Origin of the sequence: Streptomyces sp. NPDC001933, from assembly GCF_042890955.1 — a bacterium.
Classification (GTDB): domain Bacteria; phylum Actinomycetota; class Actinomycetes; order Streptomycetales; family Streptomycetaceae; genus Streptomyces.
Window position 1 is genome coordinate 84,389 of sequence record NZ_JBIASS010000003.1, and the last position, 25,518, is coordinate 109,906.

Consider the following 25,518-nt stretch of genomic DNA (forward strand, 5'->3'; position numbering starts at 1 on the left):
CATGCGGGAGCCGCCGACCGGGGGCCGATATCGGCCTCCGGTCCCGCGCGGCGCCGCTCACGCCCCGGACTGCCCCAAGTCGCTTTCCCCCAGCATCTGTTCGCCGTCTCCGGCCAGCAGCGGAAGCGCCCGCAGGGCCAGCGCCCATCCCAGCCTCACCTCGCCCGACTCCGCCGAGGCGCCGGTGAGTTCGGCGATCCGGCCGATCCGGTTGAGGACCGTGTTGCGGTGGCAGTAGAGCAGCTCGGCCGCCCGCGCCGCCGAGCAGCCGTGGTCGAGCCAGACCCGGAGCGTGCCGAGCAGCACGTCGCGTTCGGCCGCCATGTCCAGTACGCCGCCCAGCCGCGTGGTCACGATGCGTTCGGCGATCTCCGGCCGGCCGACCAGGAGCACCTCCGCGAGCCGGTCGTCGAAGGCCGCCGCCGCACCGCTTCCGGCGGGCAGCGTGCGCAGCGCCTGCTCGGCCAGCCGCAGCGCCCGCCCCGCCCTGGCCAGCCGGCCGAACTCCGGTGACACCCCCGCGGTGGCACCGGTGCGGTGGCGCAGCAGGTCGAGCAGGACACCGCAATCCCCCGAGGCCGCCAGCCGCACGATTCCCGCGTACCGGCCCGACCGGGGCCGCCAGAAGGACCAGATGCCGTGCTCGTCGAGGACGGGTGCCGGGTTGGGCGGCGCGGCCGGGTCCTGGGCGGCGACGACGACGACGTACCGGTCGTGGACCGGCACGCCCAGCGCGGCGGCGGCCGCCGCCGCGACCGCCGGATCCTCGCCGCGCCCGTCGAGCAGGGCCTCGAAGAGGGCGACGCGGCGGGTGTCCTGCCTGCCCTGCATCTCCAGCTGGGTGAGCCGGTACGAGTCGGCCATGACCAGCGAGTAGCGGTCGATGGTCTCCCACACGGCGCCCGCCATGTCCAGCTCGGTGTCCCGGTCGCCCGCGGCCGGCCCCGCGGCGTCCGGGGTCCCGCGCGTCGCCCGCAGATGCTCGGCCATCATCTGCCACATCACCCGGCCACCGCGCCGGTAGGCCTGGAGCACCGTGTCCAGCGGTACGCCCTGCTCCGCGCGCCGCCGCCCCGTCTCGCGCGCCGCGTGCTCGCCGTCGCCCCCGCTGGACGGCAGCCCGCCGAAGTCCTCCAGCGCGCGCAGCAGGTTGTCGCGGCAGATCCCCCACAGGTCGTCCCGGCTGACGGGCGAGCCGGAGGCGTACGTACCGCTGTGCGCGTGGATGTCGTCGACGACCCGCCGGGTCAGTTCGTCGATCCCCGGCAGGAGGGCGGCGGCCAGGGCACGGCGCAGCTCACCGTCGTCGCCGGTACGAGAGGCTGGGGCACGCGGGTTCTGCGCCATGCCCCGAAGATTAACGCCCTCGTTATGCGGATGCCTCGCCAGGTGTCTCTCCGTGTGGCCGCTGCCCAGGTGGGCGGTATGCATGGTGGGCAACTGCACATTGTGCGGAGCCGGGGCCACGGCCGATTCTGAGCGGGAAGAGCCGTGTGAACGCCATGTTTCCTGGAGCGTGTCATGTTTCTCAGCGTCGCCATCGTCCTGCGCGAGTCGGCCCGCAAGCATCCCGACCGCGTGGCCGTGGTCGATTCGGGCACCCGGATCACCTACCGCGAGCTGTGGGACGGCACGCTGCGCTGCGCGGGCGCACTGCGGGCCTCGGGGGTCCGGCCGGGCGACCGGGTCGCGGTGCTGCTGCCCAACTCGGCGGACTTCCTGTACGCGTACTTCGGCGCGCTGGCCGCCGGGGCGACGGTGGTGCCGGTGCACGGGCTGCTGGTAGCCGAGGAGGTGGCGTACGTGCTGCGGCACAGCGGCTCCGTCGTGCTGATCGGCGGCGGTCCGATGTGGCCGGTCGCCGAGGAGGGGGCACGCGCCGCAGGGGTCAGGGCCGTGCAGGGCGTGCCGGTGGGCAGCGAGCCGCTGACCGCAGCGGAGCCGGCGGCCCCGGAGGACACCGCGGTGATTCTCTACACCAGCGGCACGACCGGGCGGCCCAAGGGGGCGCTGCTCACCCACCTCAACATCGTGCTGAACGCCTCCGTGGTCGCCCACGACCTGCTGCGGCTGGACGTCGACGACGTGGTCCTCGGCTGTCTGCCGCTGTTCCACACCTACGGGCAGACCTGTGCGATGAACGCGACGCTGCGGGCCGGGGCGACACTCGTGCTCATGCCGCGCTTCAGCGGCGCGAGTGCGCTGGAGCTGCTGACCGCCGAAGGCGTGAGCATCTTCATGGGCGTACCGACGATGTACCACGCCCTCGTGGAGGCGGCGGCGCTGGACGACGCGACGCACCGTCCCACCCTGCGCGCGGCCGTCTCGGGCGGCGCGGCCCTCCCCGTCGCCGTGCTCGAACGCTTCGAGGAGACCTTCGCGACGCAGGTCCTGGAGGGCTACGGGCTGACCGAGACCTCCCCGGTCGCCACCTTCAACCAGCCGGAGATCGGCCGCCGCCCCGGCACGGTCGGCCACCCGGTGTGGGGCGTGGAGATCGGAGTGGCGGACGCGGCGGTGGAGGAGGCCGTGGTGCTGCTCGCGGACGGCGAGGTCGGCGAGGTCGTGGTGCGCGGCCACAACGTGTTCGCCGGGTATCTCGACGATCCGGCGGCGACGGCCAGGGCGGTGGTCGACGGCTGGTTCCGCACCGGGGATCTCGGGGTCCGGGACGAGGACGGCTTCCTGAGCATCGTCGACCGGAAGAAGGACCTGGTCATCCGGGGCGGCTTCAACATCTATCCGCGTGAGGTCGAGGAGGTGCTGGTCCGCCATCCGGCGGTCTCCGAGGTCGCGGTGATCGGTGTGCCCGACGAGGCGCGCGGCGAGGAGATCTGCGCGGTCGTCGTACTGCGGGCCGGGGCGGAGGCGGTGACGGAGCAGGAGCTGATCGCCTGGTCCAGGGAGCGGCTCGGGCGGCACAAGTACCCGCGCGTCGTGCGGTTCACCGAGGCGCTGCCTCTGGGCCCCACCGGCAAGGTGCTCAAGCGGGCCCTGACGGCGGCCCTTCCCTCCTCCTGACCCCGCCCGCCACGGCGGCGGAGCCGGTCCGGGTCGACGCGGCCCCGGACTGGGTACACATCGGTCACCGGTCCGCGATCGCACCTCAGAAGGGCTGAACCACATGTCTGCCGTACCCACTCCGATACCCGGGACGTCGCCCAGGGTCAGCACGGTCCACGGGGCGGTGCGCGGCACGCTGGAGCAGGGTGTCGCCGTCTTCCGCGGCATCCCGTACGCCGCCGCGCCGGTCGGCGCCCTGCGCTTCGGGGCACCCGTGCCGCCGGAGCCGTGGGAAGGGGTGCGGGACGCGGTGGCGTTCGGGCCGACCGCGCCCAAGCGGCCGTACAACCCGCCGCTGGACCGGCTGCTGCCCGACCCCGACGTACCGGGCGACAACTGCCTCAACCTCAATGTGTGGACGCCGTCCCCGGCCGCCGCCGGGCTGCCCGTCATCGTCTGGATCCACGGCGGTTCGCTGCTGCACGGCTCGTCGGCGGTTCCGCTGTACGACGGGACCGCGTTCGCCCGGGACGGGGTGGTCCTGGTGTCGGTCAACTACCGGCTCGGCGTGGAGGGGTTCGGGGTGTTCCCGGACGCGCCCGCCAACCGGGGGCTGCTCGACCAGATCGCGGCCCTGACCTGGGTTCGGGAGAACATCGCGGCGTTCGGCGGCGATCCGGAGCTGGTCACGGTGTGCGGCGAGTCGGCGGGGGCGATCAGCATCGGCGCCCTGCTGGCCGCCCCTCGGGCCAAGGGCCTGTTCCGGCGGGCCGTGCTGCAGAGCGGCGCGCCGACCGCGCTGCCGCTCGGCGCGGGCGCCCGGCGCACCACGGAGCTGATCGCCAAGCGGCTCGGGGTGGCGGCGACGGCCGGGGCGCTGGCCGCGGTGGATCCGGCCGCGCTGCTGGCCGCGCAGACCGAGGTGACGGCCGGCGGCTCGCCGCTGACCGGCGGGAATTCCTTCCAGATCGTGGTGGACGGCGATCTGTTGCCCCGCGATCCGCTCGAAGCGCTGCTGGACGGCGCCGCGTCCGGTGTCGATCTGCTGCTGGGCTCGAACAGCGAGGAGTACCGGCTCTGGTTCGTCCCCAGCGGTCTGACGGAGCGGCTGTCCGCATTCAAGCTCAGGCTGGCCCTGCTGAAGTTCAAGGTGCCGGGCGCCACGACGCGTACGTACCGGGCGAACCGGCCGGATGCCACGCCGGGTGAGCTGCTCGGGGCGCTCGCCACCGATCTGCTGCTGCGGGTCCCGCTGAACCGGGTGGCCGACGCCTGTGCGGACGGGCCGGGAAGCACCCATGTCTACGAGTTCGGCTGGCCGTCCCCGGTGCTGCGGCTGGGCGCCTGTCATGCGCTGGAGATCGGCTTCGTCTTCGACACGCTGGACAAGCCGGACGCGGTGGCGCTGGCAGGTCCGGACGCCCCGCAGGAGCTGGCCGACGCGATGCACGCGGCCTGGGTGGCGTTCGCCGCGTCCGGCGACCCCGGCTGGCCGGCCTGGGACGCCTCGCGCCCGGTGATGGGCTTCGGCCCCGGCAGGCCCGCCGTGGTGCGGGCCCCGCGCGACGAGGAGCTGCGCGGCTGGGCTCCGTACCGCGAGGGCGCCTGAACGGCGGCCCCCGGCCCGGGAGGCCGGGGGGCCTTCAGGACTCAGTCCTTGTTCTGGGCCGCCCAGAACTCGTCGAACGTGAGCAGCCCGTCGCCGTTGCCGTCGTGCGAGTTGATGACGGCCTGGGCCACCGTCTCGGTGACGTAGGGGTCGCCGAGCTGCGCCATCACGCTCTTGTACTCGACGGCCGAGATCAGCCCGTCGCCGTTCAGATCGAACCGCTCGAATGCCTTGCGCGCCGCGTCTATGTCCGCCACGGTTCCGCCCCTTCGTAATCCCTGATCAATGCCTGGCCAATGCCTGACCGACGGTGTCAGATTAACGGTCGTGACCGATGGCGTTCGCGGCGGCCGGTAGTCGATCATGAGTGGGGGGAGTCCGCCGCCCGGCGGACCACGGACCGGACGGGGAAGCGGGACACCGATGGATGACGCGCTGGCACGGATCCTGGCGGCCTCGGCGCACGGGCGGTTTCCGCCGCCGGACGGTTCGACGACCGTGGTGCGGCAGCCCTCGGCCCGGGACGCCGGGGTGCTGGCGTTCACCGCGCACTCGGTGGTCTTCACCGACGAGGACCCCGACTGGGTGCGGGCCGTGCTGGCCGAAACGCCCGGCGACGAGCTCGCCGCGACGATGAACCCGCACTTCCTGAACGCGCTGCTGGCCCGGACCGGCCGGCACATGAACACCGTCGACCTGCTGACGGTCGCCCCCGCGCTGCCCGGCGAACCGGAGATCGAGCTGCGGGAGATCGAGGACCCGGAACATCCACGGGTGGCGCGGGCGATGCGGTACCGCGACGAGGTGCGGGTCTGGTCCGCCGACGGCGGTGTGGTGATCCTCGGCCGGGGCGTCGCGGGCCGCTGGGAGACCGCGATCGAGGTGGCCGAGGAGGCGCGCGGCCGGCGGCTGGGCAAGCGGCTCGCGCGGGCGGCCCGGCAGCTGGTGCCGGACGCGGTGGTGTGGGCCCAGCAGTCGCCGGGGAACGCCCGCAGTGTGCGGACGTTCCAGGCGGCGGGCTACCGGCCGGTGGGCTCGGAGGCCCTGTTCGTCATGGGGTGACTGTTCGCCGGATCAGCTGCGCCACGGCTTGTAGTGCGGGTTGTCGACGCACTCGTTCATGATCTCGGTCTTGGTCGCCCGGTCGATCGGGCACGCCCCGACGATGTACTCCCGGTCGACGCCGCCGGGGAAGGCGACCTCCACCTGGTCGGCGTACTTGTGGGTGTCGCCGATCGTCCTGTTCACGTCGATGCCGCCGGGAGCGTCGATGTAGTAGTTGAACTCGCTCTTCCACTTCTTGTACAGGTCGTGGTCGTACGTGGTGGAGACGAACGGCGACGGCTGGTTGACCAGGACGTACTTCTCCAGGTCGTACTGGCCGTAGTCGATGTCCCTGGCGTGGAAGCCCTCGTCGAAGATGGTCGCCGGGCCCCGGCCGTCCGCCCGGTAGAGCTGGCGGCAGTCGACCCGCCACGAGGGCTGCGGGGTGATCCGGTCGAGGTCCACCGGGTCGGCGGCGGCGAAGAGGTGGTCGGCGACGGCCGGGCAGCCGCCGGGCTTGAACGCGGCGGCGGGGGCGGCGGCCGGAGCGACCGCGGGGGCGGCCTCCGTGGCGGCGGCCGGGACGAGCACGGCGGAGAGGGAGAGAACGGCGAGTGCGGCCCGGCGCCGCAGACGAGAAGTGATCATCATGATGGTCACTGTCGCGGCGGCATTGCGCCGGGCCATGGAGCGTCACCCGAAGGCGAGCGTGTCAGGCGCGGTGTTGACGCCGGGCCGTCAGCGGAAGACGCCGGTGTGGCCGAGCGAGTAGCGGCCCGGCTGCGGGTAGACGGCGAGTCCGTGCGGGCCGCTGCCCACCGGGATACGGGCCAGCTGCTTGCCGGTGGCGGTGTCGATCGCGTACACCTCGGCGTCGTAACGTCCGCTCAGCCAGAGGACCTTGCCGTCCGCCGAGACCCCGCCCATGTCGGGGCTGCCGCCGCCGGGCAGCCGCCACTTCGTCGCCAGCTTGCGCTTGGCGAAGTCGAAGACGGAGATGGTGCCCTCGCCGCGGTTGGAGATGTACATCTGCTTGGAGTCGCGGCTGACGTAGAGGCCGTGGGTGCCCTTGCCGGTGTGCAGCAGCTTCGGGGTGGTGAACTTCTTCCCGTCCAGCACCCAGATCCCGTCGGCGACCATGTCCGCGATGTAGAACGTCCCGCCGTCCGGCGACAGCTTCACGTCCTGCGGCATCGCGCCGTTCAGCGGCAGCCTCTGCTGCCCGACGACCTTCATCTTCGCGGTGTCGACCTTGAGGAGTTCGCCGGAGAACTCGCAGGAGACGATGAAGTACCGGCCGTCGGCGGTGAAGTCGGCGTGGTTGACGCCCTCGCAGCCCACCGGGACGGCCTTGGCCGTCTTCATGGTGTGGGCGTCGCGGAAGACCAGCTGACGGTCCATCGAGGCCATCACCACGGCGTACTTGCCGTCCGGGGTGAAGTAGAGGTTGTACGGGTCGGAGACCGGCACCGTGGGGCCGGTCTTCCCGGTGGCCGGGTCGATGGCGGTGAGGCTGTCGCCGATGTCGTTGTTGACCCAGAGGGTCTTCAGGTCCCAGGAGGGGACGACGTGCTGCGGCTGGCGGCCGACCTTGATGGTCTTGATGACCTTGTACGTGGCGGGGTCGATCACGGACACGGTGTCGGAGTTGGTGTTGGGGACGTACACCCGCGACGGGAAGTCCTTGACGACCGGGGACAGCTTTCCCCGGTCGGCCGAGTAGACGTCCTTGGCGTCGAGCACCGGGGGCATCCCGGGGAGCCCCGGTGGTGCGGGCGGCGCGACGCGGTCGGCCTCGGTGGGCCGGGCGGCCTCGCTGCCGACGGCCCGGACGTTCGTCTTCTCGGCGGAGGTGCCGCAGCCGGTGAGTACGGCCAGCAGGACGCCCCCGAGCAGGGCCGCGGTGTGCTTGGTGGAGGGAGACATCAGGTCAGCAGCTCCGTGGTCGTCACCGCGCGCAGTCGGCGGCGGTCGATTTCGGTGAGGAGGAGGGGCAGCGCGGCAACCGTGTCCGCGTAGCCGAAGTGCAGGCTCACCACCGATCCGTTGCGGATCTCCCCGGCCACCTTGCGGGTGACGGCCTCGGCGCCGGGAGAGGTGAAGTCGAGGGAGTCCACGTCGTACGAGAGGACGTGCGGGTAGCCCGCCCTGGCGGCCAGCCGCTGGACGAGCAAGGTGGCGTTCCGGGCGCGCGAGGGGCGGAACCAGGTGCCGATGGAGCCGGTGAGCCTGCGCAGCCGCTGGGCGCAGTCGTTGATCTCCGCGTACGCCTCGGCCTCGCCCATCGAGGAGATGTCGGTGTGGTGCTGGGTGTGGTTGCCGAGTTCGTGGCCGCCGTCGAGGATGCGCCGGGCCATGTCGGGGTGTTCGTCGAGCCAGCTGCCGACGGCGAGGACGGTGACCCGGGCGTGGGCCCGTTCGGCCTCGGCGAGCACGGTGCGGGCGATCGCGGGGTCGCCCTGGCCGTGGAAGGTGAGGGCGACGCGGGCGCGGTCGCGGGGGCCGTGGTCGATCTGGACCGGCTGTCCGGGGAAGCGGTGCGGTCCGGGGGCGGGGTTCGGGGACGGGGGCCGGGTGGTCGCGTCGGCCAGGTTCTTCGGGCTCACCGTGTCCGTGACGGTCCCGGCCGGTGTGCCGACGGCATCGCGGTCCGCGCATCCGGCGGCGAGGACACCCACGAGGGCGGCCCCTGCTCCCGCGCGCAGGGCGCCGCGGCGGTGCACCGGAGTGTCGGAGACGTTCATGTGCAGACACAGTAGGGGCGAAATGAGATGGAAATAACACTTAAGACATATGGGCGAACCGAATGAATCACTCACCCAATCCCATAAATATTCACACTTTTACAGGCAAGTGACCCATCACACCTGTGATTCATTCGGAGAATGTCCCTCTATGGGCGGAGATGTATCAATTGCACCTTTGGCGGAGAGGTCGCCCGTCTGCCATAGTCGGTCACACGACCGCATGACCCGAGCCAGGTCGTCACAAGCGGCCGCGAACACACCCCCCATTTCGCGGCCCCCACACAGCAGCCCCCGAAGCGCCTCACCACGGCGGACGGGGGCTGCTGTGGTTTCCGGGCACGGGCGGGCACGGGTACGGACCCGCCGGCCGGGATCAGCGGTCGGAGATCCGCATCTCGAACCAGGTGGTCTTGCCGCGCGGCAGCAGATCCACACCCCAGCGGTCGGAGAGCTTGTCGACGAGGAAGAGGCCCCGCCCGCTGACATCCATCGGCTGAACGGGCATCAGGCAGGGCAGGCCGCGCGAGGGGTCGCGCACCTCGATCCTGATCCAGCCGCGGCGGCGCATCATCCGCAGTCCGAAGACCCGGGCGCCGGTGTGCCGCACCGCGTTGCCGACCAGCTCCGAGACGAGCAGCACGGCATACTCGGCGGTCTGCGGGGAGAGCGCCCACTGACGCAGCACCACGCACGAGGTGAGCCGCCGGGCAGTGGCCGCGGACTCCGGACGGGAAGGTAAGCGGACTTCACCCTCCGCCGGATTCCCGAACAACTCCAGTGCCTTGAACGCCTGTTCGTCCTCCGTGGTCGGCATCCACCGCGCCGCTGTCGCACCGCCGTGCGGTCGCGGCTGTTCCACACCCTCCAGGCCCGCCATGGACACCATCATGGCCGCAAGACGGGCGCGCCGGGGCCGTTCCGAAGGAATCAGCGCCCCGGAACAGGCCGTTCCATGGAGGCGGGTAGGCATATGCCAGTGGCAGAATGCGAGCCGCTACAACCCCTCTGACCTGCACGAACATGCCCTCCGAGCGCGATCCGAGGGCTCATCGCGGTGCTGGGCCTCAAGGTTGTCTTAAGGCCCAGCTAATCCGCCCGCACGGATGAACGCGCGTCAGTCTGTGCCCAACTGGCGTTCGGTCAGAGGAATTTGGCCTTGCCCGGACCCTCTTCGACGAAGCTGCGCATTCCGCGCTCCCGGTCCTCGGTGGCGAACAGTCCGGCGAACCAGTTCCGTTCGATCGTGAGCCCGGTGTCGATGTCCGTCTCCAGGCCGGCGTCGATGGATTCCTTGGCGGCGCGCAGCGCCAGAGCCGGCCCCTTGGCCAGCGCGGCGGCCCAGGCGTGCGCCTGCTCGTACACCTCGGCGGCGGGCACCACCCGGTCCACCAGACCGATCGCCAGGGCCTCTTCGGCCCGCACGTGGCGGCCGGTGAAGATCAGGTCCTTGGCCCGGGAGGGGCCGATCAGCCGGGCCAGACGCTGGGTGCCGCCCGCGCCCGGGATCAGCCCGAGCAGGATCTCGGGCTGGCCGAGCTTGGCATTGTCGCCGGCGATGCGGAAGTCGGCGCAGAGCGCCAGTTCGCAGCCGCCGCCCAGCGCGTAGCCGGTGACGGCGGCGACGACGGGCTTGGGGATCCGGGCCACCGCGGTGAACGAGTCCTGCAGCGCCTTGGACCGTACGACCATCGCCGTATGGTCCATCGCCTGCATCTCCTTGATGTCCGCGCCCGCCGCGAACACCTTCTCGCCGCCGTAGAGGACCACGGCGCGCACGTCGTCGCGGCGGGTCGCCTCCTCGGCGAGTTCACGCAGCCGGTCCTGGGTGGCGACGTCCAGGGCGTTCATGGGCGGGCGGTCCAGCAGGATCGTGCCGACGCCGTCGCGTACTTCGAGGTTTGCGGTCATGGGGGCAGGTTAACCGTCGCTAACGACGGCGGGCCCGGTGCTGTTGGTCACAGCACCGGGCCCGCTCCGTACGGCTTGCGCGGAGAACCACGCGTCGCTTGCGCGGAGGACTACTTGGTCCACTCCGACCAGGACATGTTCCAGCCGTTGAGGCCGTTGTCCGGCTGGATCGTCTTGTCGTGCGAGTTCTTCACGACCACGACGTCACCGATGAGGGAGTTGTCGAAGAACCAGGCCGCCGAGGTCTTCTTGGACCAGGCGCCGCGCACGTCCTGCAGACCGACACAGCCGTGGCTGGTGTTGGTCGAGCCGAAGATGCTGGAGGCGCCCCAGTAGTTGCCGTGGATGAAGGTGCCCGAGGTGGACAGACGCATCGCGTGCGGCACGTCCTTGATGTCGTACTCGCCGCCGAAGCCGACGGTGTCACCGTTCATCCGGGTCACCTTGAGCTTCTCGCTGATGACCATCTGACCGTTGTACGTGGTGGTCGCCGGGGCGCCCGCCGAGATCGGGATGTCCTTGATCTGCTGGTCGTCGCGGACGACCTTCATCCGGTGGGTGTTCGCGTCGACCGTGCTGACCTGCTTGCGGCCGATGGTGAAGGAGATCGTCTTGGCCTGCTTGCCGTAGACACCGGGGCGGCCCTCGACGCCGTCGAGGTTGAGCTTCACGGTCACCTTGGTGCCCGCGGCCCAGTAGTCCTCGGGGCGGAAGTCGAGCCGGTCGTTGCCGAACCAGTGGCCCTCGACCGGGACGGACGGCTCGGCCGTCACCTTGATCGCCTTCTCGACCGCCTCCGGGTCGGTGATGCCGCGGGTGAAGTGGATCGAGACGGGCATCCCGACGCCGACCGTGGAACCGTCCTCCGGGGTGTACTGCCCGATGAAGGTGTTCTGCGGGACCAGCGTGGTGAAGCTGGTGTCCTTCGCCGACTCACGGCCCTTGGAGTCCTTGGCGACCGCGTGGACCTTGTACTTGGTCGCGGCGGCCAGGTGCTGGTCCGGGGCCCAGCTGGCGCCGTCGGCCGCGATCTTCCCCTCGACCTCGGTGCCCTTGGGGTCGGAGACCTTGACCGTGGTCAGCTTCCCCTGGTCTGCCGAGACCTTCAGCACGCCGCTCGTCGCGACGGAGTCCGCGCCGTCCTTCGGCGCGACGGTCACCACGGCCTGCGAGGCCGAGGTGTCCTCGGCCTTCCCCGCGCCGCCGCCCTTGCCGCCGGCGTCGTCTCCCCCGCCGCACGCCGTCACCAGCAACAACAGCGCACCCAGAACCAGAGCCAGCGGTCCGGTGGATCCTCGCCCGCCCCGTACGCCGTTCGCCCCGGCCGATGTCCCCGATATCGGCTGCCCGTTCAATGTGGTCGTCTCCCCTCACACGGCCTGGCCCCGCCAAGGCCCCCGGGAGCCCGAAGGCTCCCTCCCCCGCGCGCTGCACATGCACGCTCAGCGAAAGATAATCACACCGAGCGTGGGGAAATGACCCCCCGGATGTCACCGTTCAGTCCCAAGTTGTCCCGGGGCTCTGCCGGGTGGCGCGGGTGACGGCCGGGCGGGGCGGGCCGACGGGGGTCAGCGGAGGGCGGAACCGGCCTTCCACCCGGCCCAGTCCAGGTTCCAGCCACTGAGCCCGTTGTCCGGCGCGACCTGTTTGTCCTTGGAGTTGACGACCTCGACCACGTCGCCGACGAGCGTCCGGTCGTAGAACCAGCCAGCCGGGGTGTCGCTGCCGCCGCCCTGTACGTCGAGCAGCCCGACACAGCCGTGGCTGACGTTCTGAGAGCCGAAGACGTTCTCGGCCGACCAGTAGTTGCCGTGCAGGAAGGTGCCGGAATCGGTGAGCCGGATGGCGTGCGGGACGTCCTTGATGTCGTACTCGCCGCCGAAGCCGACCGTGCGGCCGTTCATCCGGGTCACTTCGTGCATCTCGCTGACCACCATCTTCCCGTTGTACGTGGTCGTCTTCCCCGCGGCGCCCGCCGTGATCGGAATGGTGGTGACGGCCTCGCCCTCGCGGCGCACCTCCATGGTGTGCGCGGCCGCGTCGACCAGGGACGTCTGGGAGCGGCCGATCTCGAAGACGACCTTCTTGTCCTGGGTGCCGTACACGTGCGGTGCGCCCTCCACGTCGCGCAGCGCCATCTCGACGGTCACCTCGGTGCCCGGCTTCCAGTAGGCGGCGGGGCGGAAGTCGAGCCGGCTCTCGCCGAACCAGTGCCCCGCCACCTCGACCGGCGGAACGGCCGTCACCTTGATGGCCCTCTGGACGGCCGCGCGATTGGTGACCGGCCGGTTGAAGTCGAAGGAGACGATCATCCCGGTGCCGACCGTGGAGCGGTTCTCCGGCTTGAAGTAGCCGATGAATCGGTGCTCGGGCACGGCCGTGGTGAAGGTGGTGTGGCGGGCCGAGCGGTGCCCCGAGCCGTCCACGGCCACCGCGTCCACGCTGTACTTGGCGGCGAGCCTCAGCCGGCCCGCCCCGCTCGCGGGCGCCCAGGACCGGCCGTCGTCCGCGATCCGGCCCGGCACCTTCTGGCGCTGCGCGTCCTCGATCCGGGTCACCGCCACGCTCTTCAGCCGGCCGTCGGAGACCTTCACCCCGACCCGGTCGTCCGGGCCGATGTTCTTCGCCCCGTCCCGCGGGGTGACCTGGATCACGTCCGGTGGCGGGCCCGCCTTCCCGCTGAAGATCGATCCGACGCCGGTGCAGCCGGTCAGTACCGCCAGCACGACGAGCAGCCCTGCCCATGTCGCCGCGGTGGCCGGGTTCGCCACCGCCCTCTTCGCTACGTGGTTCACGCCCGCCCAACGACAGGGGCCGGTCGGGGGAAACGTGAGTGCGGGCGTCCGGGTGGGCAGAAACAGGGGGAGGACCACATTCGGGGAGCCGCGGCCGGGACGCCGTGCGCTCCCTTTCGGTGCCGGTCCCCACGAGCCGCGGGAGGCGAGCAGGTGTCGAGCGCAGCCGAGCAGGAGGCAGTACGGGAGCCGGGTACGGCGGCCGCCCCGGGGCGGCCGCCCGCCGTGTGGCCCGGCGCCCCGACGCCGCTCGGGGCCCGGTTCCGGGTGGGCCCCGACGGGGTCGCGGGCACCAACTTCGCGCTCTGGGCGGGCGGTTCGGAGGGGGTCGAGCTCTGCCTCTTCGACGAGGACGGGGCCGAGCGGCGGCTCGCGCTCACCGAGCTGACCCATGAGATCCGGCACGGCTTCGTACCGGGGGTGCGGCCGGGGCAGCGCTACGGCTACCGGGTGCACGGCCGCTGGGACCCCTGGACCGGGGCCCGCTGGAACCCGGCCAAGCTGCTCCTCGACCCGTACGCACGGGCGGTGGACGGCGCGTTCACCCTTCCGGCCGAGGTGTACGGCCATGTGAGGGACTGGCCGCAGCAGCAGGTCGCCGACACCGTCCGCGACGAACGGGACTCCGCCCCGCACGTCCCCAAGGGCGTCGTGGTCCATGACCATGACGACTGGGCCGAGGACCGCAGGCCCAAGACCCCGTGGGCGGACTCGGTCATCTACGAACTGCACGTACGCGGCTTCACCAAGCTGCACCCCGGGATCCCCGAGGAGCTGCGGGGCACGTACGCCGGCCTCGCCCATCCGGCGGCCGTCGGGCACCTCCAGCGGCTCGGCGTGACGGCGGTGGAGCTGCTGCCGGTGCATCAGTTCGCCCACGAGGACCATCTGCTGAGGCGCGGGCTGCACAACTACTGGGGCTACAACTCCATCGGCTACTTCGCCCCGCACGCCGGCTACTCGGCGAGCGGCACCGCGGGCCAGCAGGTCGGCGAGTTCAAGCGGATGGTGCGGGCGCTGCACGACGCGGGGATCGAGGTGATCCTCGACGTGGTCTACAACCACACGGCGGAGGCGGGCGAGCTCGGTCCGATGCTGTCGCTGCGCGGCATCGACAACCGGGCCTACTACCGCCTCCAGCCCGACGCCCGCAGGTACGCGGACTACACCGGCTGCGGCAACACCCTGCACGTGGTCCAGCCGCAGGTGCTGCGGCTGATCACGGACTCGCTGCGCTACTGGGTGACGGAGATGGGCGTCGACGGCTTCCGCTTCGACCTCGCGGCCGCGCTGGCCCGCTCCATGCACGACGTCGACATGCTCTCGCCGTTCCTCGCGGTGATCGCCCAGGACCCGGTGCTGCGCCGGGTGAAGCTGATCGCCGAGCCGTGGGACGTCGGCAACGGCGGCTACCAGGTGGGCGCCTTCCCGCCGCTGTGGACCGAGTGGAACGACCGCTACCGGGACGCCGTGCGGGACTTCTGGCGCGGCGCCCTGCCCGACGTGCGCGACCTCGGCTACCGGCTGACCGGGTCCAGCGACCTCTACGCGTGGGGCGGCCGGCGCCCGTACGCCTCGGTCAACTTCGTCACCGCGCACGACGGCTTCACCCTGCGCGACCTGGTGAGCTACGAGCAGAAGCACAACGAGGCCAACGGCGAGGGCAACCGGGACGGCACCGACGACAACCGGGCCTGGAACTGCGGCGCCGAGGGCGAGAGCGAGGATGCCGGGATCAACGCGCTGCGCCGCCGCCAGCTGCGCAATCTGCTGACCACGCTGCTGCTGTCGACGGGCGTGCCGATGCTGGTCGCGGGCGACGAGATGGGCCGTACGCAGGGCGGCAACAACAACGCCTACTGCCAGGACAACGAGATCGGCTGGCTGGACTGGTCGCTGCTCGAACAGCCCGGCTGGCGGGCGCTGACCGAGCTGACGGCCCGGGTGCTGCGGCTGCGCCGCACCCATCCGGTGCTGCGCCGCCGGGCCTTCTTCTCCGGGCTGCCGCAGGCGGCGGACGGGCTGCGGGACCTGGCGTGGTTCACGGCGGGGGGTACGGAGATGACGGAGGCGGACTGGTACGCGCCGGCCGCCACGGTCGGCCTCTACCTCTCCGGGCGCGACATCCCCGGCCGGGACGCGCGGGGCGAGCAGATCACGGACGACAGCTTCCTGGCGGTCCTGCACGCCGACCACCGCCCGTGCGGCTTCCGGCTCCCCGGGCCGCCGTGGGCGCGGAGCTACGAGCTGGTCCTGGACACCTCGCGGGAGGACCAGGCCACGGCTCCCGGCACCGTCCACCCGGGCGACGGGACGCTGACCGTGCCGGCCAGGTCGGTGCAGCTGCTGCGCGTCACGGAATGAGCGGAGTGAGCGGGCGCCGGGGTCAGGGTCAGGGTCAGGGGCCGGGTCAGCCGAGGATGCCCCGGTCGTAGCCGATCGCGACGGCGGCGGCCCGGTCCTTGGCGCCCAGCTTGGCGAAGACATGGGTGAGATGGGTCTTCACGGTGGCCTCGCTGATGAACAGCTCGGCGGCGATCTCCCGGTTCGAGGTGCCCTTCGCGACGAGTTCGAGCACCTCGCGCTCGCGGCCCGACAGCGCCTCGCTGCCCGCCGCCGGGGTGCGCACCCGTGAGATGAGCCGGGAGGCGACGGCGGGCGAGAGCACGGTGCGGCCGTCGGCGGCGGCGCGGACGGCGGTGAACAGCTCGTCGCGGGGCGCGTCCTTGAGCAGATAGCCGGTCGCGCCGGCCTCGATCGCGGGCAGGGTGTCGGAGTCGGTGTCGTACGTGGTGAGGACCAGCACCTTGGACCGGGCGCCGCGCCGGGCCAGTTCGGCGATGGCGGCGACTCCGCCGCCGCCCGGCATCCGCAGGTCCATCAGGACGACATCGGGGTCCAGCCGGACCGTCAGCTCGACCCCCTCGACCCCGTTCGACGCCTCCCCGAGGACGTCGAAGTCCGGGGCCGAGTCGAACATGCCGCGCAGACCGTCCCGTACGACGGGGTGGTCGTCGACGACGACGAGGGTGATGACACGTGCGGATTCCTGAGCCATGGCAGGACAACCGTACTGGTCATCGGCCGTGCCGGACCAGGGGCACCCGGGCACTGACCGCCGTGCCCCGGCCCGGCTCCGTCTCCACCTCGACGGTGCCCGCGATGCGTTCGGCGCGGGCCCGCATGCCGCCGAGCCCGAAGCCGCCCGCACCGCCGGCCGGCGGCAGGGCGGCCGGGTCGAAGCCACAGCCGTCGTCCCGTACGTCCAGGGTGAGTTCGTCCCCCATGAACGACAACGTGACTCCGGCCCGGGAGGCCCCGGCGTGGCGGCCGACATTGGCGAGGGCCTCCCCGGCGATCCGCAGGAGGGTGGCGGCTATCTCGTCGTGGACCGGCTCGACGGTGCCGGTGACGGTGAAGTCGGCCCGGATCCCGTGGCGTTCGGACCACTCGGTGACCGTGCGCTTCAACGCGCCCGGCAGGTCGTCGTGTTCCAGCGCGGCAGGGAGCAGGTCGTGGACCGAGCGGCGGGCCTCGCCGAGGCTGTGCCGGGCGAGGGCGGCGGCACGGTCCAGGTGCACCCGGGCCTGCGCCGGGTCGGCGTCGCCGATCGAGGTCACCACCTGGAGCTGGGCGATGATGCCGGCCAGGCCCTGGGCCAGGGTGTCGTGGATCTCGGCGGCGAGCCGGCGGCGCTCGTCCGCGACGCCCGCCTCGCGGGCCTGGACCAGGAGCTGGGCGTGCAGCCCGGCGTTCTCCGCCATGGCCTGTTCGAGCCGGGCGTTGGCCGACTCCAGTTCGGTGATGGTGTCGACCTGGGTGCGGGCGTGGTCGGCCTCCCGGTCGCCGATCCTGGCGAACACCATGGTGAGGGTTCCGTGCAGGCCGAACAGGGCGGCGAAGGCGAACCAGTTCATCAGGGAGGCCGGCGGCAGACCGCTGCCGCACTGCGCGCCCGCCATGATGGCGGCGGTGACCAGCAGCGCGGGGCGGACGGCCCGGCTCGGGAGCAGCCGGCCGGTGTCGAAGTATCCGAGGATCGCGAACACCGAGTAGAAGGGGTTGCACCAGGTCAGCACGAAGGCGAGCGCGGTGCGGGCGACGAAGTAGCACTGAGCCGCCCGCGACCTGGGCGGCCTGGTCGGCCCGACCCGCCCCCACCAGAGCTGGAGGACCAGGGCCACCGGCACCAGCACCGCGGTGGCGTACACGTCCGCGCGGTCCATGATGAGTGGGGCGCTCACGGCCGCGACAACGGTGCTCAGGCCGAGGAACCCGTAGGGCCCGTACCGGAAGAACCGCTCCCACCCCAGCTCGGCACTGGTCACATCGTTCCGGTGTGCCGTCGCCGTGTCCCGCGCCTTCATGGGTGCAGTCTCCCCGTATCCGGCGCGACGGTCACTCCCACCGGAACAGACGGGTCGCGAGGAAGGTCACCAGCGCGGTCCACAGCACCATCACACCGAGCTGGGTCAGACCGGGCCAGCTGCCGGACACCGCCCGGTCCAGCGCCTCGGACGCCGCTCCGAACGGGGTGAACCGGACGATGTTCCGGAGGTTGTCGGGCATGCTCTGCACCGGGATCCAGACGCCGGCGGTGAACATCATCAGGACGTTCACGGCCGAACCGATGCCAGCGGACGCCTTGGTCGTACGGGAGAGGGCGCAGAGCAGTGCGCCGAGGGTCAGCACGCTCGCCGTCGACAGCAGCAGCGCCAGGACGTAGCCGACGGGCTGTCCGGGCAGCGCGACGCCGAAGGCGACCCGGCCGACGGCCATCGCCAGTGCGGCGGAGCCGAGGGCGGCGGCGCCGTGCAGGGCGATCTGCGCCGTGAGCAGCGCGGAGGGGCGTACCGGAGTGGTGGACATCCGGCGCAGGATGCCGCGTTCGCGATAGCCGGTGAGGACGGGCGGCATGGCCTGCAGCCCGGACATGATCATGGCGAGCAGCACCGCCACGGGTACGTACAGATCGATGACGCGCCGGCCTCCGAGCGCGTCGTCGTGGGCCCTGAAGGAGGGGATCAGGCCGAGGATCGTCATGAGCCCGGTCGGGAAGACGAGGATCCAGAACAGGGCGGCGGGTTCGCGGAGGAAGAGCCGGGTCTCGGACCTGAGCACCGCCTTGCGCGCGGATGCCGGTGCGGGTGTCCTGGTGGCCGTGGCCGGGTCCGCCGTGGCTGAGTTCGGCGTGGTCATCTCAGGCCGCCTGTTCTGTGAGGTCGAGGAAGGCGTCGTCGAGCGTCGCCTCCGAGACGCGGAGCCGGTGTGCGGTGATGCTGTGCCGGGCCAGCAGGGAGATCACGGCGTTGACCGTCTCGTCGGTGCCGCTGATGACGATCCGGTCGTCCTCGCGCTCCACGGAGACCGCGCCGGGCAGTTGCTCCAGCTCGGTGTCGGTGAGCGGCCTGGACGGGGTGAAGGAGATGACCGTGGAGCTGGCGGAGCCGCTGATCAGGCCGGAGGGGGTGTCGAGGGCGACGACCTTTCCCTTGTCGATGACGGCGATCCGGTCGCAGAGCAGCCTGGCCTCCTCCATGAAGTGGGTGACCAGCAGGACGGTGACGCCGCTGTCGCGTACGTCCTCGATGAGCTTCCAGGTGTCCCGGCGGGCCCGTGGGTCCAGGCCGGTGGTCAGCTCGTCGAGCACCACCACGCGCGGGTTGCCGACCAGGGCGAGCGCGATGGACAGCCGCTGCTTCTGACCGCCGGACAGCTTGGCGAAGCGGGTGCCGTACACGGTGTGCAGGCCCAGCCGTTCGGCGAGCTCCCGCCAGTCGGCGGGGTCCGGGTAGAAGGCGCTGTACAGCTCCAGCGCCTCTGCCACGGTGAGTTTGGGCTGGAGCTCGCTCTCCTGGAGCTGGGCGCCGAGCAGCCGGGTGAGCCGGTCGTGGTCGGCGACGGGGTCGAGTCCGGCGACGCGGACCGAGCCGGCGTCGGGAACCCGCAGCCCCTCGACGCACTCGACGGTGGTGGTCTTGCCCGCGCCGTTGGGGCCGAGGATCCCGAAGATCTCCCCCTCGTCGACGGCGAAGCTCACTCCGTCGACCACGGTGCGCCCGGCGTACGCCTTCCGCACCCCGTTCACTTCGATGATTGCCATGCCCACGAGCATCGGGCGCGGGGGCCCGGCGCACCATCGTCCATCGCGCTCGAAGGGGCATCAGCCGATCGGTTGATACGGACTACGACCTGCGCTCCCGCAGCCCATGGGCCGTATGTCGGCCGGAAAAGCACATGAGCGATGTCAGGGGTGAAACGTAGTCTCGACTGTGATGCCCGAAGAACATGCAGAGCCCAAGGACCGGTCCACCGTTCAGTCCCTGTTGCGGTTGTGGCCTTATGTGAAGCCGGTACGCAAGCGGCTGTTCGGCGCCGCCCTGGTCGCGATCGTCGCGTCCAGCGTCGGCCTGGTGATCCCCCTCGTCCTGAAGTGGATGGTCGACGGCCCGGTGGCGGACCGCGACCCCGGCGGGGTCTGGCTCGGTGCGCTGTACCTGCTGCTGCTGGGCATCGCCGAGGCCGCGCTGTTCGGGGTGCGGCGATGGATGGTGGCGCGACCGCTGGCAGGGGTCGAGGCGGCGATGCGGGCCGATCTGTACCGGCATCTGCAACGGCTGCCGGTGGCGTTCCACGACCGCTGGCCGTCCGGGCAGTTGCTCTCGCGCGCGACCACGGACCTGATGCTGCTGCGTCAGTTCCTGGCCTTCCCGCTGACCTTCCTGCTGGTCAACGGTGCGACGATCCTGATCGGCATCGTCATTCTGCTGATGCAGCACTGGACGCTGGGGCTGGTGCTGCTCGCTCCGGCGGTGCCCCTGATGGTCATCTGCCTGCTCTTCGAGACGAAGTTCTCACTGGTGGCGCGCCGGGCCCAGGACCAGGTCGGCGATCTGACGACGGTCGTCGAGGAGAGCGTGCTCGGCATCCGCATCATCAAGGGCTTCGGCCGGCACCGCAGCCAGGCCCTCGCCTTCCGTTCGCTCTCGGAGCGGCTGCGCACCACGGAGCTGGGCAAGGCCCGTCTGCTGGCGGGCATCTGGTCCGCCAACACCCTGCTCCCGGAGCTGTCCATCGGTGCGGCGCTGGTGCTCGGCACGGTCCAGGTCGCGGACGGGAACCTCTCGGCGGGCACCCTGGTCGCCTTCCTCTCCACGGCGCTCGCGCTGCGCTGGCCGGTGGAGTCGATCGGCTTCCTGCTGGCGATGAGCCAGGAGTCGGCGACGGCGACCGAGCGGTTCTTCGAGGCGATGGACGTGGCCGAGGAGGCGGACGCGCCGGACGTGGCCGGGCAGGCCGACGCGGACGGAGGGGCGGCGCGGGCCTGCGAATCGTCCCGGGGCGAAATGGTCTTCGAGGGCGTGGAGTTCCGCTACCCCGACGCGGAGCCCGGCTCCGTGCCCGTGCTGTCCCGGATCGATCTGCGGATCCGGCCCGGCGAGACAATGGCCCTGGTCGGGGCCACGGGCTCCGGCAAGACGACGCTCACCGCCCTTGTGCCGCGGCTGCACGAGGCCACCGCGGGGCGGATCACACTGGACGGCACGGACATCGCCACCATGCCCCGGGAGCGGCTGCGCAAGCTGGTGTCGGTGGCGTTCGAGGAGCCGACGCTCTTCTCGGCGAGCGTCGGGGAGAACGTACTGATGGGTGCCGAGGGCGCCGGGGACGAAGAGTTGCGCAGGGCACTGGCCATCGCCCAGGCCGGCTTCGCCCACGAACTGCCCGAAAGCGTCGACACCCAGGTCGGCGAGCAGGGCCTCAGCCTCTCCGGCGGCCAGCGGCAACGGCTCGCGCTGGCCCGCGCGGTGGTCGGCCGGCCGCGCTTCCTGGTCCTGGACGATCCGCTCTCCGCGCTGGACGTGCACACGGAGGCGCTGGTGGAGGCCGCGCTGCGAGAGGTCCTGGCGGAGACGACGGCGATCGTGGTCGCGCACCGGCCGTCCACGGTGATGCTCGCGGACCGGGTGGCGCTGCTCTCGGAAGGCCGGATCGCCGCCGTCGGCACCCATCAGGAACTGCTGCGCAGCAGCGCCGAGTACGCCTGGCTGATGTCGGGCGCCGAGGGCGCCGAGGGCGCCGGTGATACCGAGGGCGCCGGTGGTGCCGAGGGCGCCTTCCCCGACCAGTCCGCCGAGGACGTCCTCGCCGAGAAGGGCACCCGATGACCAGCACGACGCCGGACACAGCCCCCGCCAACAACACAGCGGCCGCGACGGCCACGACGGATGCCCCCGGCCCCCGAGCCGGGTCCCGTGACCGCTTCGACCGCGACGACCTGCCAACCCCGCCCGGCGCGACCGGGACACTGCTGCGGTCGCTGCTGCGGCCGATGAAGGCCCGGGTGGCGCTGATCGCCCTCCTGCTGCTGGTCCAGCAGGCCGCGCTCCAGGCCGGTCCGCTGCTCGTCGCCTACGCCATCGACAGCGGGGTGCCCGCGTTCCGGGACGCGGACTACGGGCCGCTGATCGCGGTGGCCGTCGCCTACGCGCTGTGCTCGGCGGCGGGCGGGGCCACGCAGTACGCGTTCGTGCGGGTCTCCTCCCTGGTCAACCAGGACGCGCTGCTCGATCTGCGCGGCCGGATCTTCCGTCATGCGCAGGCGCTGAGCGTGGACTTCCACGAGCGCTACACGTCGGGCCGGCTCATCTCCCGTTCCACCACGGACGTGGAGTCGCTGCGGGAGCTGCTCAGCGAGGGCCTCCAGGAGCTGATCGCGGTCGTACTGTCCTTCGTCTCCATCTCGCTGATGCTGCTCTGGCTGGACTTCGGCCTGGGATCACTGGCCGTACTCTCCTTCGTCCCGCTGTATCTGCTGGTGCGGCGCTTCCGGCGGCGGGCCGGACTGCTGTACGCCGAGCGGTCCTCGGCGATCGCCGCGGTCATCGTGAAGTTCGCGGAGACGATGAACGGCATCCGTCCCGTCCAGGCGTTCCGCCGCGAGCCGGTCAACGACGGCCACTTCGAGGACCTCAACAACGCGCACCGGTGGACCAACGGCAGCGCGATGCTGGAGATGGGCCGCTATGTCGTCGGCTCCCGGCTGGTCGCCAACACGGCGATCGCCGGAATCGTGCTGTGGGGGGCGTACCGAGTGGCCTCGGGCACCCTGGCGCTCGGGGTGCTGGCCGCGGCCGTGCTCTATCTGCGCCGGCTGTACGACCCGATCGACCGGCTCGGCATGTTCCTCAACTCCTACCAGTCGGCCGCGGCCTCCCTGGAGAAGATCGCGGGCCTGCTGGCCCAGGCCCCGTCCGTCCCCGAGCCGTCGGACCCGCGCGAGCTGCCGGCCCTCACCGGCGAACACCCCGGCCGCGAGGTCGTCTTCGACCAGGTGCGCTTCGCCTACCGCACGGGCGGCGAGGTGCTGCCCCGCTTCGATCTGACGGTCCCGGCCGGGCAGACCGTCGCCGTGGTCGGGTCGACGGGCGCGGGCAAGTCGACGCTGGCCAAGCTGCTGGCCCGGTTCTACGACCCGACGGACGGCCGGGTGCTGCTCGACGGCACGGATCTGCGCGACCTGGCCGTGTCGGAGCTGCGGCGCGGCGTGGTGATGGTGACCCAGGAGGCGTTCCTGTTCTCCGGGACGGTCGCCGAGAACATCGCGATCGGCAGCCCGGACGCGACCCGCGCGGAGATCGAGCAGGCCGCGAAGGCGATCGGCGCGCATGATTTCATCACCGGTCTGCCCGACGGGTACGACACGGACGTACGCAAGCGGGGCGGCCGGATCTCGGCCGGTCAGCGCCAGCTGGTCGGCTTCGCCCGCGCCCTGCTCGCCGACCCGGCGGTGCTGATCCTCGACGAGGCGACCAGCTCCCTCGACATCCCCGGCGAACGGGCGGTGCAGCGGGCCATGGACACGGTGCTGCACGGCCGCACCGCGGTGGTGATCGCCCACCGCCTGTCCACGGTGGAGATCGCGGACCGGGTCCTGGTGATGGAGCACGGCCGCATCGTGGAGGACGGCGCCCCGGCCGAACTCATCGCAGGCGCGGGCCGCTTCGCGGGGCTGCACCGGGCGTGGCGGGAGAGCCTGACGTGACCTGACGCGAGCGGCCTCCGGCCCGGGGTGGGTGGCGGCCGTCCGGAGTCGACCGCTTACGAATCCGGGGTACCGGAGGCCGACAGGGCAATCGCCGCGGCAGGGCACAGGTCGACGGCCCGGCGAACCGAGTCCCGCGTCCCGGCGGGCGGCTCGGGTCGCAGCACGATCGCCTTGCCGTCGTCCTCGCCCTGGTCGAACACCTCGCCGGCGGTGTACACGCACATTCCGGAGCCGACGCAGCGCCCGGTGTCCACGGTGACCCTCATCGCTCAGGCCTCCCAGGTGACCGGGAGGCTCTTCACCCCGTAGATGTCCGCGGTCTCCGGACGCAGGGCCACCTCTTCGGGCGGTACGGCCAGACGCAGCGTGGGAAAGCGGTTGAACAGCGCGGGGAACGCGACCTTCATCTCGACCCGGGCCAGCTGCTGCCCCAGGCACTGGTGGATGCCGTGGCCGAAGGCCAGGTGCCCGCCCTCCTGCCTGCGGAGGTCGAGCACATGGGGATCGGTGAAACGCTCGGGGTCGCGGTTGGCGGTGTTGTACGACAGGATCACCCGCGAGCCGGCCTCGATGGTCCGGCCGCCCACCTCGACGTCCTCCAGCGCCGTCCTCATGAACGTCTTGGCGACACTGAGGTACCGCAACAGTTCCTCCACGGCCCGGTCGGCGAGCGCGGGATCGGCGCGCAGCGCGGCCAGTTGCTCCGGGTTGCGCAGCAGCGCGAAGGTGCCGAGAGCCAGCATGTTCGCGGTGGTGTCGAGCCCGGCCGCCAGCAGGAGCAGGGCCATCCCCTTCAGTTCCTCGTCGGTCAGATCGCTGTCGGTGAGGTCGCTGAGCACGTCGTCGGTGGGGTTCGCGCGCTTGGCGGCCACCAGCTCCGCGAGGTAGGTCTGGGTCCCGGTATATGCCGCGATCATGTCCTCGTCGCTCGTCTCCCCGTCCATGAACGAGTAGACCTGCTCCTGGAACGACCCGCGGTCCTGATAGGGCACCCCCAGCAGTTCACAGATCACGACGGCTGGGATGGGCTTGGCGAACGCCGTCACCAGGTCCGCCGACGGCCCCGCCCCCTCCATGGCATCCAGGTGTTCGGTGGTGATCTGCTCGATGCGCTCGGCAAGCAGTCGCATCCGTCGCACGGTGAACTTGCCCATCAGCGGCTTCCGATAGCGGCTGTGCTGCGGATCGTCCATGAGAAGGAACTCGCCGGGCGGGGCCGGGGGCGCCTCCATGTCTCCGTAGTCGATGGTCGGATGGAGCATGAGCTCCTTGCGTGAGCTGAACCGCTGGTCGGCCAGGACCGCCCTGACCAGGTCGTATCCGGTGATCAGCCAGCCGGGCCTGCCGCCGGGGAAGGTGTAGCGGCTGATGGGGCCGTGCCGGTGGGCATCGACCAGCTCCGCCGGCGGGTCGAAGGGGCAGCCGGGCCGGCGCGCCGCCGACATCGTCGGGACGGTGTGCAGGAATTCACCCATGATCATTCCTCGGCTCGCGATAGTGCGCGTTTGACGATGCTTGAAAGCTACGTTGCATTCAAAATTTCTGTCAATCGATGAAAACCCATTCCCGCAGGTCAACGCAGCTGAATTGATGCAATGACGATGCAGCTTAATGCAATAGCGCGTTGCAATGAATGACGGCGAAAGCAATACTGACGGCATGCCAGGAGAACGGTTGACCCAGCGGGACCGCCAGCGCATCGCGGCCGGAATCGCCGACGGACTCTCCTACGCCGAGATCGCGAGGCGGCTCGACCGGCCGACCTCGACGATCAGCCGGGAGATCGGACGCAACGGCGGCTCCCGCGGCTACCAGCCCCAGCGAGCGCAGCAGGCGACCGGCCGCCGGGCGCGGCGCGGCATACCGACGCCACCGCGCGCGGCCGGACCGTCGGAGAACAGGGCTGGATCGGAGGCCATCGAGATGGCGGTCCGGGCGGGGCTGCCGAGGATGACGGCACGCGTGCACGTCGACCTGCTGCTGTCCGAGGACGGCAGGCGCACCGCGGCCGAACTGACCCGCAGACTGAAGGTCAGCCCCGCCGCCGTCTCCGTGGCCGTCAACTACCTGGTCCAGCACGGCTACGTCCGGCGCGAGCGCGATCCGCAGCGGCGACGTGACGTCTATGCGATCGACGACGAGACCTGGTACCGGTCCATCGTTCTCAATACGCGGCAGACGCTCGAAGCAGCGCAGTCCGCGATGGCCGTGGCGGAGGCCTCCGGGCCCGACAGCGCCGTGGGGCGGCGGATGACCAAGGCGGGGCTGTTCCTGGAGCGGGTGAGCCTGGACATCATGGAGTCGGCCGACCGCTGGCGAAGCCTCCTGACGTGAGGGGGCCCCGGACGGCAGGCCGGGAGGCCG

At 71.4% G+C, this 25,518-nt stretch carries 22 protein-coding genes; 7 read left to right on the forward strand and 15 right to left on the reverse strand.

Features of this window, described 5'->3' with window-relative positions; translation table 11 throughout:
- Positions 1 to 57: 57 nt before the first annotated feature.
- Positions 58 to 1,347 carry a PucR family transcriptional regulator gene (locus ACFYY7_RS08180; RefSeq protein ID WP_388658579.1) on the reverse strand — a complete coding sequence of 430 codons (1,290 nt, stop codon included), beginning with the start codon at positions 1,345 to 1,347 and terminating at the stop codon, positions 58 to 60.
- A 174-nt stretch (positions 1,348 to 1,521) separates the two neighbouring features.
- On the opposite strand from ACFYY7_RS08180, the gene ACFYY7_RS08185 reads away from it, so the two are divergent.
- Positions 1,522 to 3,021: a long-chain fatty acid--CoA ligase gene (locus ACFYY7_RS08185; protein ID WP_388658582.1), complete on the forward strand. Its 1,500-nt coding sequence runs from the start codon at positions 1,522 to 1,524 to the stop codon at positions 3,019 to 3,021.
- Between the two features lie 103 nt (positions 3,022 to 3,124).
- Positions 3,125 to 4,612 carry a carboxylesterase/lipase family protein gene (locus tag ACFYY7_RS08190; RefSeq protein ID WP_388658585.1) on the forward strand — a complete coding sequence of 496 codons (1,488 nt, stop codon included), beginning with the start codon at positions 3,125 to 3,127 and terminating at the stop codon, positions 4,610 to 4,612.
- A gap of 41 nt (positions 4,613 to 4,653) precedes the next feature.
- Here the strand turns inward: ACFYY7_RS08190 and ACFYY7_RS08195 are convergent, their stop codons facing one another.
- A complete protein-coding gene (locus ACFYY7_RS08195; RefSeq protein WP_388658587.1) occupies positions 4,654 to 4,869 on the reverse strand; it encodes an EF-hand domain-containing protein in 216 nt (71 codons plus the stop codon).
- Between the two features lie 166 nt (positions 4,870 to 5,035).
- On the opposite strand from ACFYY7_RS08195, the gene ACFYY7_RS08200 reads away from it, so the two are divergent.
- A complete protein-coding gene (locus tag ACFYY7_RS08200; protein WP_388658589.1) occupies positions 5,036 to 5,674 on the forward strand; it encodes a GNAT family N-acetyltransferase in 639 nt (212 codons plus the stop codon).
- Positions 5,675 to 5,686: 12 nt separating this feature from the next.
- Here the strand turns inward: ACFYY7_RS08200 and ACFYY7_RS08205 are convergent, their stop codons facing one another.
- From ACFYY7_RS08205 to ACFYY7_RS08235, 7 genes are all read right to left on the reverse strand, one after another.
- Positions 5,687 to 6,304 carry an ADP-ribosyltransferase gene (locus ACFYY7_RS08205; RefSeq protein ID WP_388659748.1) on the reverse strand — a complete coding sequence of 206 codons (618 nt, stop codon included), beginning with the start codon at positions 6,302 to 6,304 and terminating at the stop codon, positions 5,687 to 5,689.
- Positions 6,305 to 6,394: 90 nt separating this feature from the next.
- Positions 6,395 to 7,582, reverse strand: coding sequence for a hypothetical protein (locus tag ACFYY7_RS08210; RefSeq protein ID WP_388658592.1), 1,188 nt, complete (start codon positions 7,580 to 7,582; stop codon positions 6,395 to 6,397).
- On the reverse strand, positions 7,582 to 8,400 hold the full coding sequence (locus ACFYY7_RS08215; protein ID WP_388658595.1) for a polysaccharide deacetylase family protein: 819 nt from the start codon (positions 8,398 to 8,400) through the stop codon (positions 7,582 to 7,584). Before ACFYY7_RS08215 ends, ACFYY7_RS08210 begins: the two co-directional genes overlap by 1 nt.
- A 376-nt stretch (positions 8,401 to 8,776) precedes the next feature.
- Complete coding sequence (locus ACFYY7_RS08220) at positions 8,777 to 9,292, reverse strand: ATP-binding protein (RefSeq protein ID WP_388658596.1); 516 nt, start codon at positions 9,290 to 9,292, stop codon at positions 8,777 to 8,779.
- A gap of 251 nt (positions 9,293 to 9,543) precedes the next feature.
- A complete protein-coding gene (locus ACFYY7_RS08225; protein WP_266729595.1) occupies positions 9,544 to 10,311 on the reverse strand; it encodes an enoyl-CoA hydratase/isomerase family protein in 768 nt (255 codons plus the stop codon).
- A gap of 110 nt (positions 10,312 to 10,421) precedes the next feature.
- Positions 10,422 to 11,666 (reverse strand): Ig-like domain-containing protein, encoded by a 1,245-nt coding sequence (locus tag ACFYY7_RS08230; protein ID WP_388658599.1) that lies wholly within the window; start codon positions 11,664 to 11,666, stop codon positions 10,422 to 10,424.
- A 213-nt stretch (positions 11,667 to 11,879) separates the two neighbouring features.
- A complete protein-coding gene (locus ACFYY7_RS08235; RefSeq protein WP_388658602.1) occupies positions 11,880 to 13,106 on the reverse strand; it encodes an Ig-like domain-containing protein in 1,227 nt (408 codons plus the stop codon).
- Between the two features lie 153 nt (positions 13,107 to 13,259).
- On the opposite strand from ACFYY7_RS08235, the gene glgX reads away from it, so the two are divergent.
- Entirely contained in the window at positions 13,260 to 15,470 is a 2,211-nt protein-coding gene (glgX, locus tag ACFYY7_RS08240; protein WP_388658605.1) for a glycogen debranching protein GlgX, read from the forward strand.
- Positions 15,471 to 15,516: 46 nt separating this feature from the next.
- Here glgX and ACFYY7_RS08245 read toward each other — a convergent pair whose 3' ends face one another.
- The 4 genes from ACFYY7_RS08245 to ACFYY7_RS08260 are packed head-to-tail and all read right to left on the reverse strand — an operon-like array spanning position 15,517 to position 19,209.
- On the reverse strand, positions 15,517 to 16,164 hold the full coding sequence (locus ACFYY7_RS08245) for a response regulator transcription factor (protein ID WP_358941471.1): 648 nt from the start codon (positions 16,162 to 16,164) through the stop codon (positions 15,517 to 15,519).
- A 19-nt stretch (positions 16,165 to 16,183) separates the two neighbouring features.
- Complete coding sequence (locus ACFYY7_RS08250; RefSeq protein ID WP_388658607.1) at positions 16,184 to 17,473, reverse strand: sensor histidine kinase; 1,290 nt, start codon at positions 17,471 to 17,473, stop codon at positions 16,184 to 16,186.
- A 31-nt stretch (positions 17,474 to 17,504) separates the two neighbouring features.
- The gene (locus tag ACFYY7_RS08255; protein ID WP_388658609.1) at positions 17,505 to 18,305 is read right to left on the reverse strand and encodes an ABC transporter permease; all 801 of its coding nucleotides are present in this window, start codon (positions 18,303 to 18,305) and stop codon (positions 17,505 to 17,507) included.
- Position 18,306: 1 nt separating this feature from the next.
- Positions 18,307 to 19,209 carry an ABC transporter ATP-binding protein gene (locus ACFYY7_RS08260; RefSeq protein WP_388658612.1) on the reverse strand — a complete coding sequence of 301 codons (903 nt, stop codon included), beginning with the start codon at positions 19,207 to 19,209 and terminating at the stop codon, positions 18,307 to 18,309.
- 172 nt (positions 19,210 to 19,381) lie between these two features.
- On the opposite strand from ACFYY7_RS08260, the gene ACFYY7_RS08265 reads away from it, so the two are divergent.
- Together ACFYY7_RS08265 and ACFYY7_RS08270 are read left to right on the forward strand one after the other, a co-directional pair.
- Positions 19,382 to 21,274, forward strand: a complete 1,893-nt coding sequence (locus ACFYY7_RS08265) for an ABC transporter ATP-binding protein (RefSeq protein ID WP_388658615.1) — start codon at positions 19,382 to 19,384, stop codon at positions 21,272 to 21,274.
- A complete protein-coding gene (locus ACFYY7_RS08270; RefSeq protein ID WP_388658618.1) occupies positions 21,271 to 23,151 on the forward strand; it encodes an ABC transporter ATP-binding protein in 1,881 nt (626 codons plus the stop codon). Before ACFYY7_RS08265 ends, ACFYY7_RS08270 begins: the two co-directional genes overlap by 4 nt.
- A 56-nt stretch (positions 23,152 to 23,207) precedes the next feature.
- Here the strand turns inward: ACFYY7_RS08270 and ACFYY7_RS08275 are convergent, their stop codons facing one another.
- Together ACFYY7_RS08275 and ACFYY7_RS08280 are read right to left on the reverse strand one after the other, a co-directional pair.
- Complete coding sequence (locus tag ACFYY7_RS08275; RefSeq protein WP_388658620.1) at positions 23,208 to 23,420, reverse strand: ferredoxin; 213 nt, start codon at positions 23,418 to 23,420, stop codon at positions 23,208 to 23,210.
- A 3-nt stretch (positions 23,421 to 23,423) separates the two neighbouring features.
- The gene (locus ACFYY7_RS08280; RefSeq protein ID WP_388658623.1) at positions 23,424 to 24,629 is read right to left on the reverse strand and encodes a cytochrome P450; all 1,206 of its coding nucleotides are present in this window, start codon (positions 24,627 to 24,629) and stop codon (positions 23,424 to 23,426) included.
- 199 nt (positions 24,630 to 24,828) lie between these two features.
- Here ACFYY7_RS08280 and ACFYY7_RS08285 point away from each other — a divergent pair, with 199 nt between their 5' ends.
- Positions 24,829 to 25,488: a MarR family transcriptional regulator gene (locus ACFYY7_RS08285; RefSeq protein WP_388658627.1), complete on the forward strand. Its 660-nt coding sequence runs from the start codon at positions 24,829 to 24,831 to the stop codon at positions 25,486 to 25,488.
- Positions 25,489 to 25,518: the final 30 nt, after the last annotated feature.

Coding starts and splice junctions, on each gene's coding strand:
- ACFYY7_RS08245 (WP_358941471.1), bottom strand. CDS start 16,164: ATGGCTCAGGAATCCGCACGTGTCATCACCCTCGTCGTCGTCGACGAC.
- ACFYY7_RS08210 (WP_388658592.1), bottom strand. CDS start 7,582: ATGTCTCCCTCCACCAAGCACACCGCGGCCCTGCTCGGGGGCGTCCTG.
- ACFYY7_RS08270 (WP_388658618.1), top strand. CDS start 21,271: ATGACCAGCACGACGCCGGACACAGCCCCCGCCAACAACACAGCGGCC.
- ACFYY7_RS08225 (WP_266729595.1), bottom strand. CDS start 10,311: ATGACCGCAAACCTCGAAGTACGCGACGGCGTCGGCACGATCCTGCTG.
- ACFYY7_RS08220 (WP_388658596.1), bottom strand. CDS start 9,292: ATGATGGTGTCCATGGCGGGCCTGGAGGGTGTGGAACAGCCGCGACCG.
- ACFYY7_RS08215 (WP_388658595.1), bottom strand. CDS start 8,400: ATGAACGTCTCCGACACTCCGGTGCACCGCCGCGGCGCCCTGCGCGCG.
- ACFYY7_RS08190 (WP_388658585.1), top strand. CDS start 3,125: ATGTCTGCCGTACCCACTCCGATACCCGGGACGTCGCCCAGGGTCAGC.
- ACFYY7_RS08185 (WP_388658582.1), top strand. CDS start 1,522: ATGTTTCTCAGCGTCGCCATCGTCCTGCGCGAGTCGGCCCGCAAGCAT.
- ACFYY7_RS08180 (WP_388658579.1), bottom strand. CDS start 1,347: ATGGCGCAGAACCCGCGTGCCCCAGCCTCTCGTACCGGCGACGACGGT.
- ACFYY7_RS08280 (WP_388658623.1), bottom strand. CDS start 24,629: ATGGGTGAATTCCTGCACACCGTCCCGACGATGTCGGCGGCGCGCCGG.
- ACFYY7_RS08265 (WP_388658615.1), top strand. CDS start 19,382: ATGCCCGAAGAACATGCAGAGCCCAAGGACCGGTCCACCGTTCAGTCC.
- ACFYY7_RS08250 (WP_388658607.1), bottom strand. CDS start 17,473: ATGAAGGCGCGGGACACGGCGACGGCACACCGGAACGATGTGACCAGT.
- ACFYY7_RS08205 (WP_388659748.1), bottom strand. CDS start 6,304: ATGATCACTTCTCGTCTGCGGCGCCGGGCCGCACTCGCCGTTCTCTCC.
- ACFYY7_RS08260 (WP_388658612.1), bottom strand. CDS start 19,209: ATGGCAATCATCGAAGTGAACGGGGTGCGGAAGGCGTACGCCGGGCGC.
- ACFYY7_RS08255 (WP_388658609.1), bottom strand. CDS start 18,305: ATGACCACGCCGAACTCAGCCACGGCGGACCCGGCCACGGCCACCAGG.
- ACFYY7_RS08200 (WP_388658589.1), top strand. CDS start 5,036: ATGGATGACGCGCTGGCACGGATCCTGGCGGCCTCGGCGCACGGGCGG.
- ACFYY7_RS08275 (WP_388658620.1), bottom strand. CDS start 23,420: ATGAGGGTCACCGTGGACACCGGGCGCTGCGTCGGCTCCGGAATGTGC.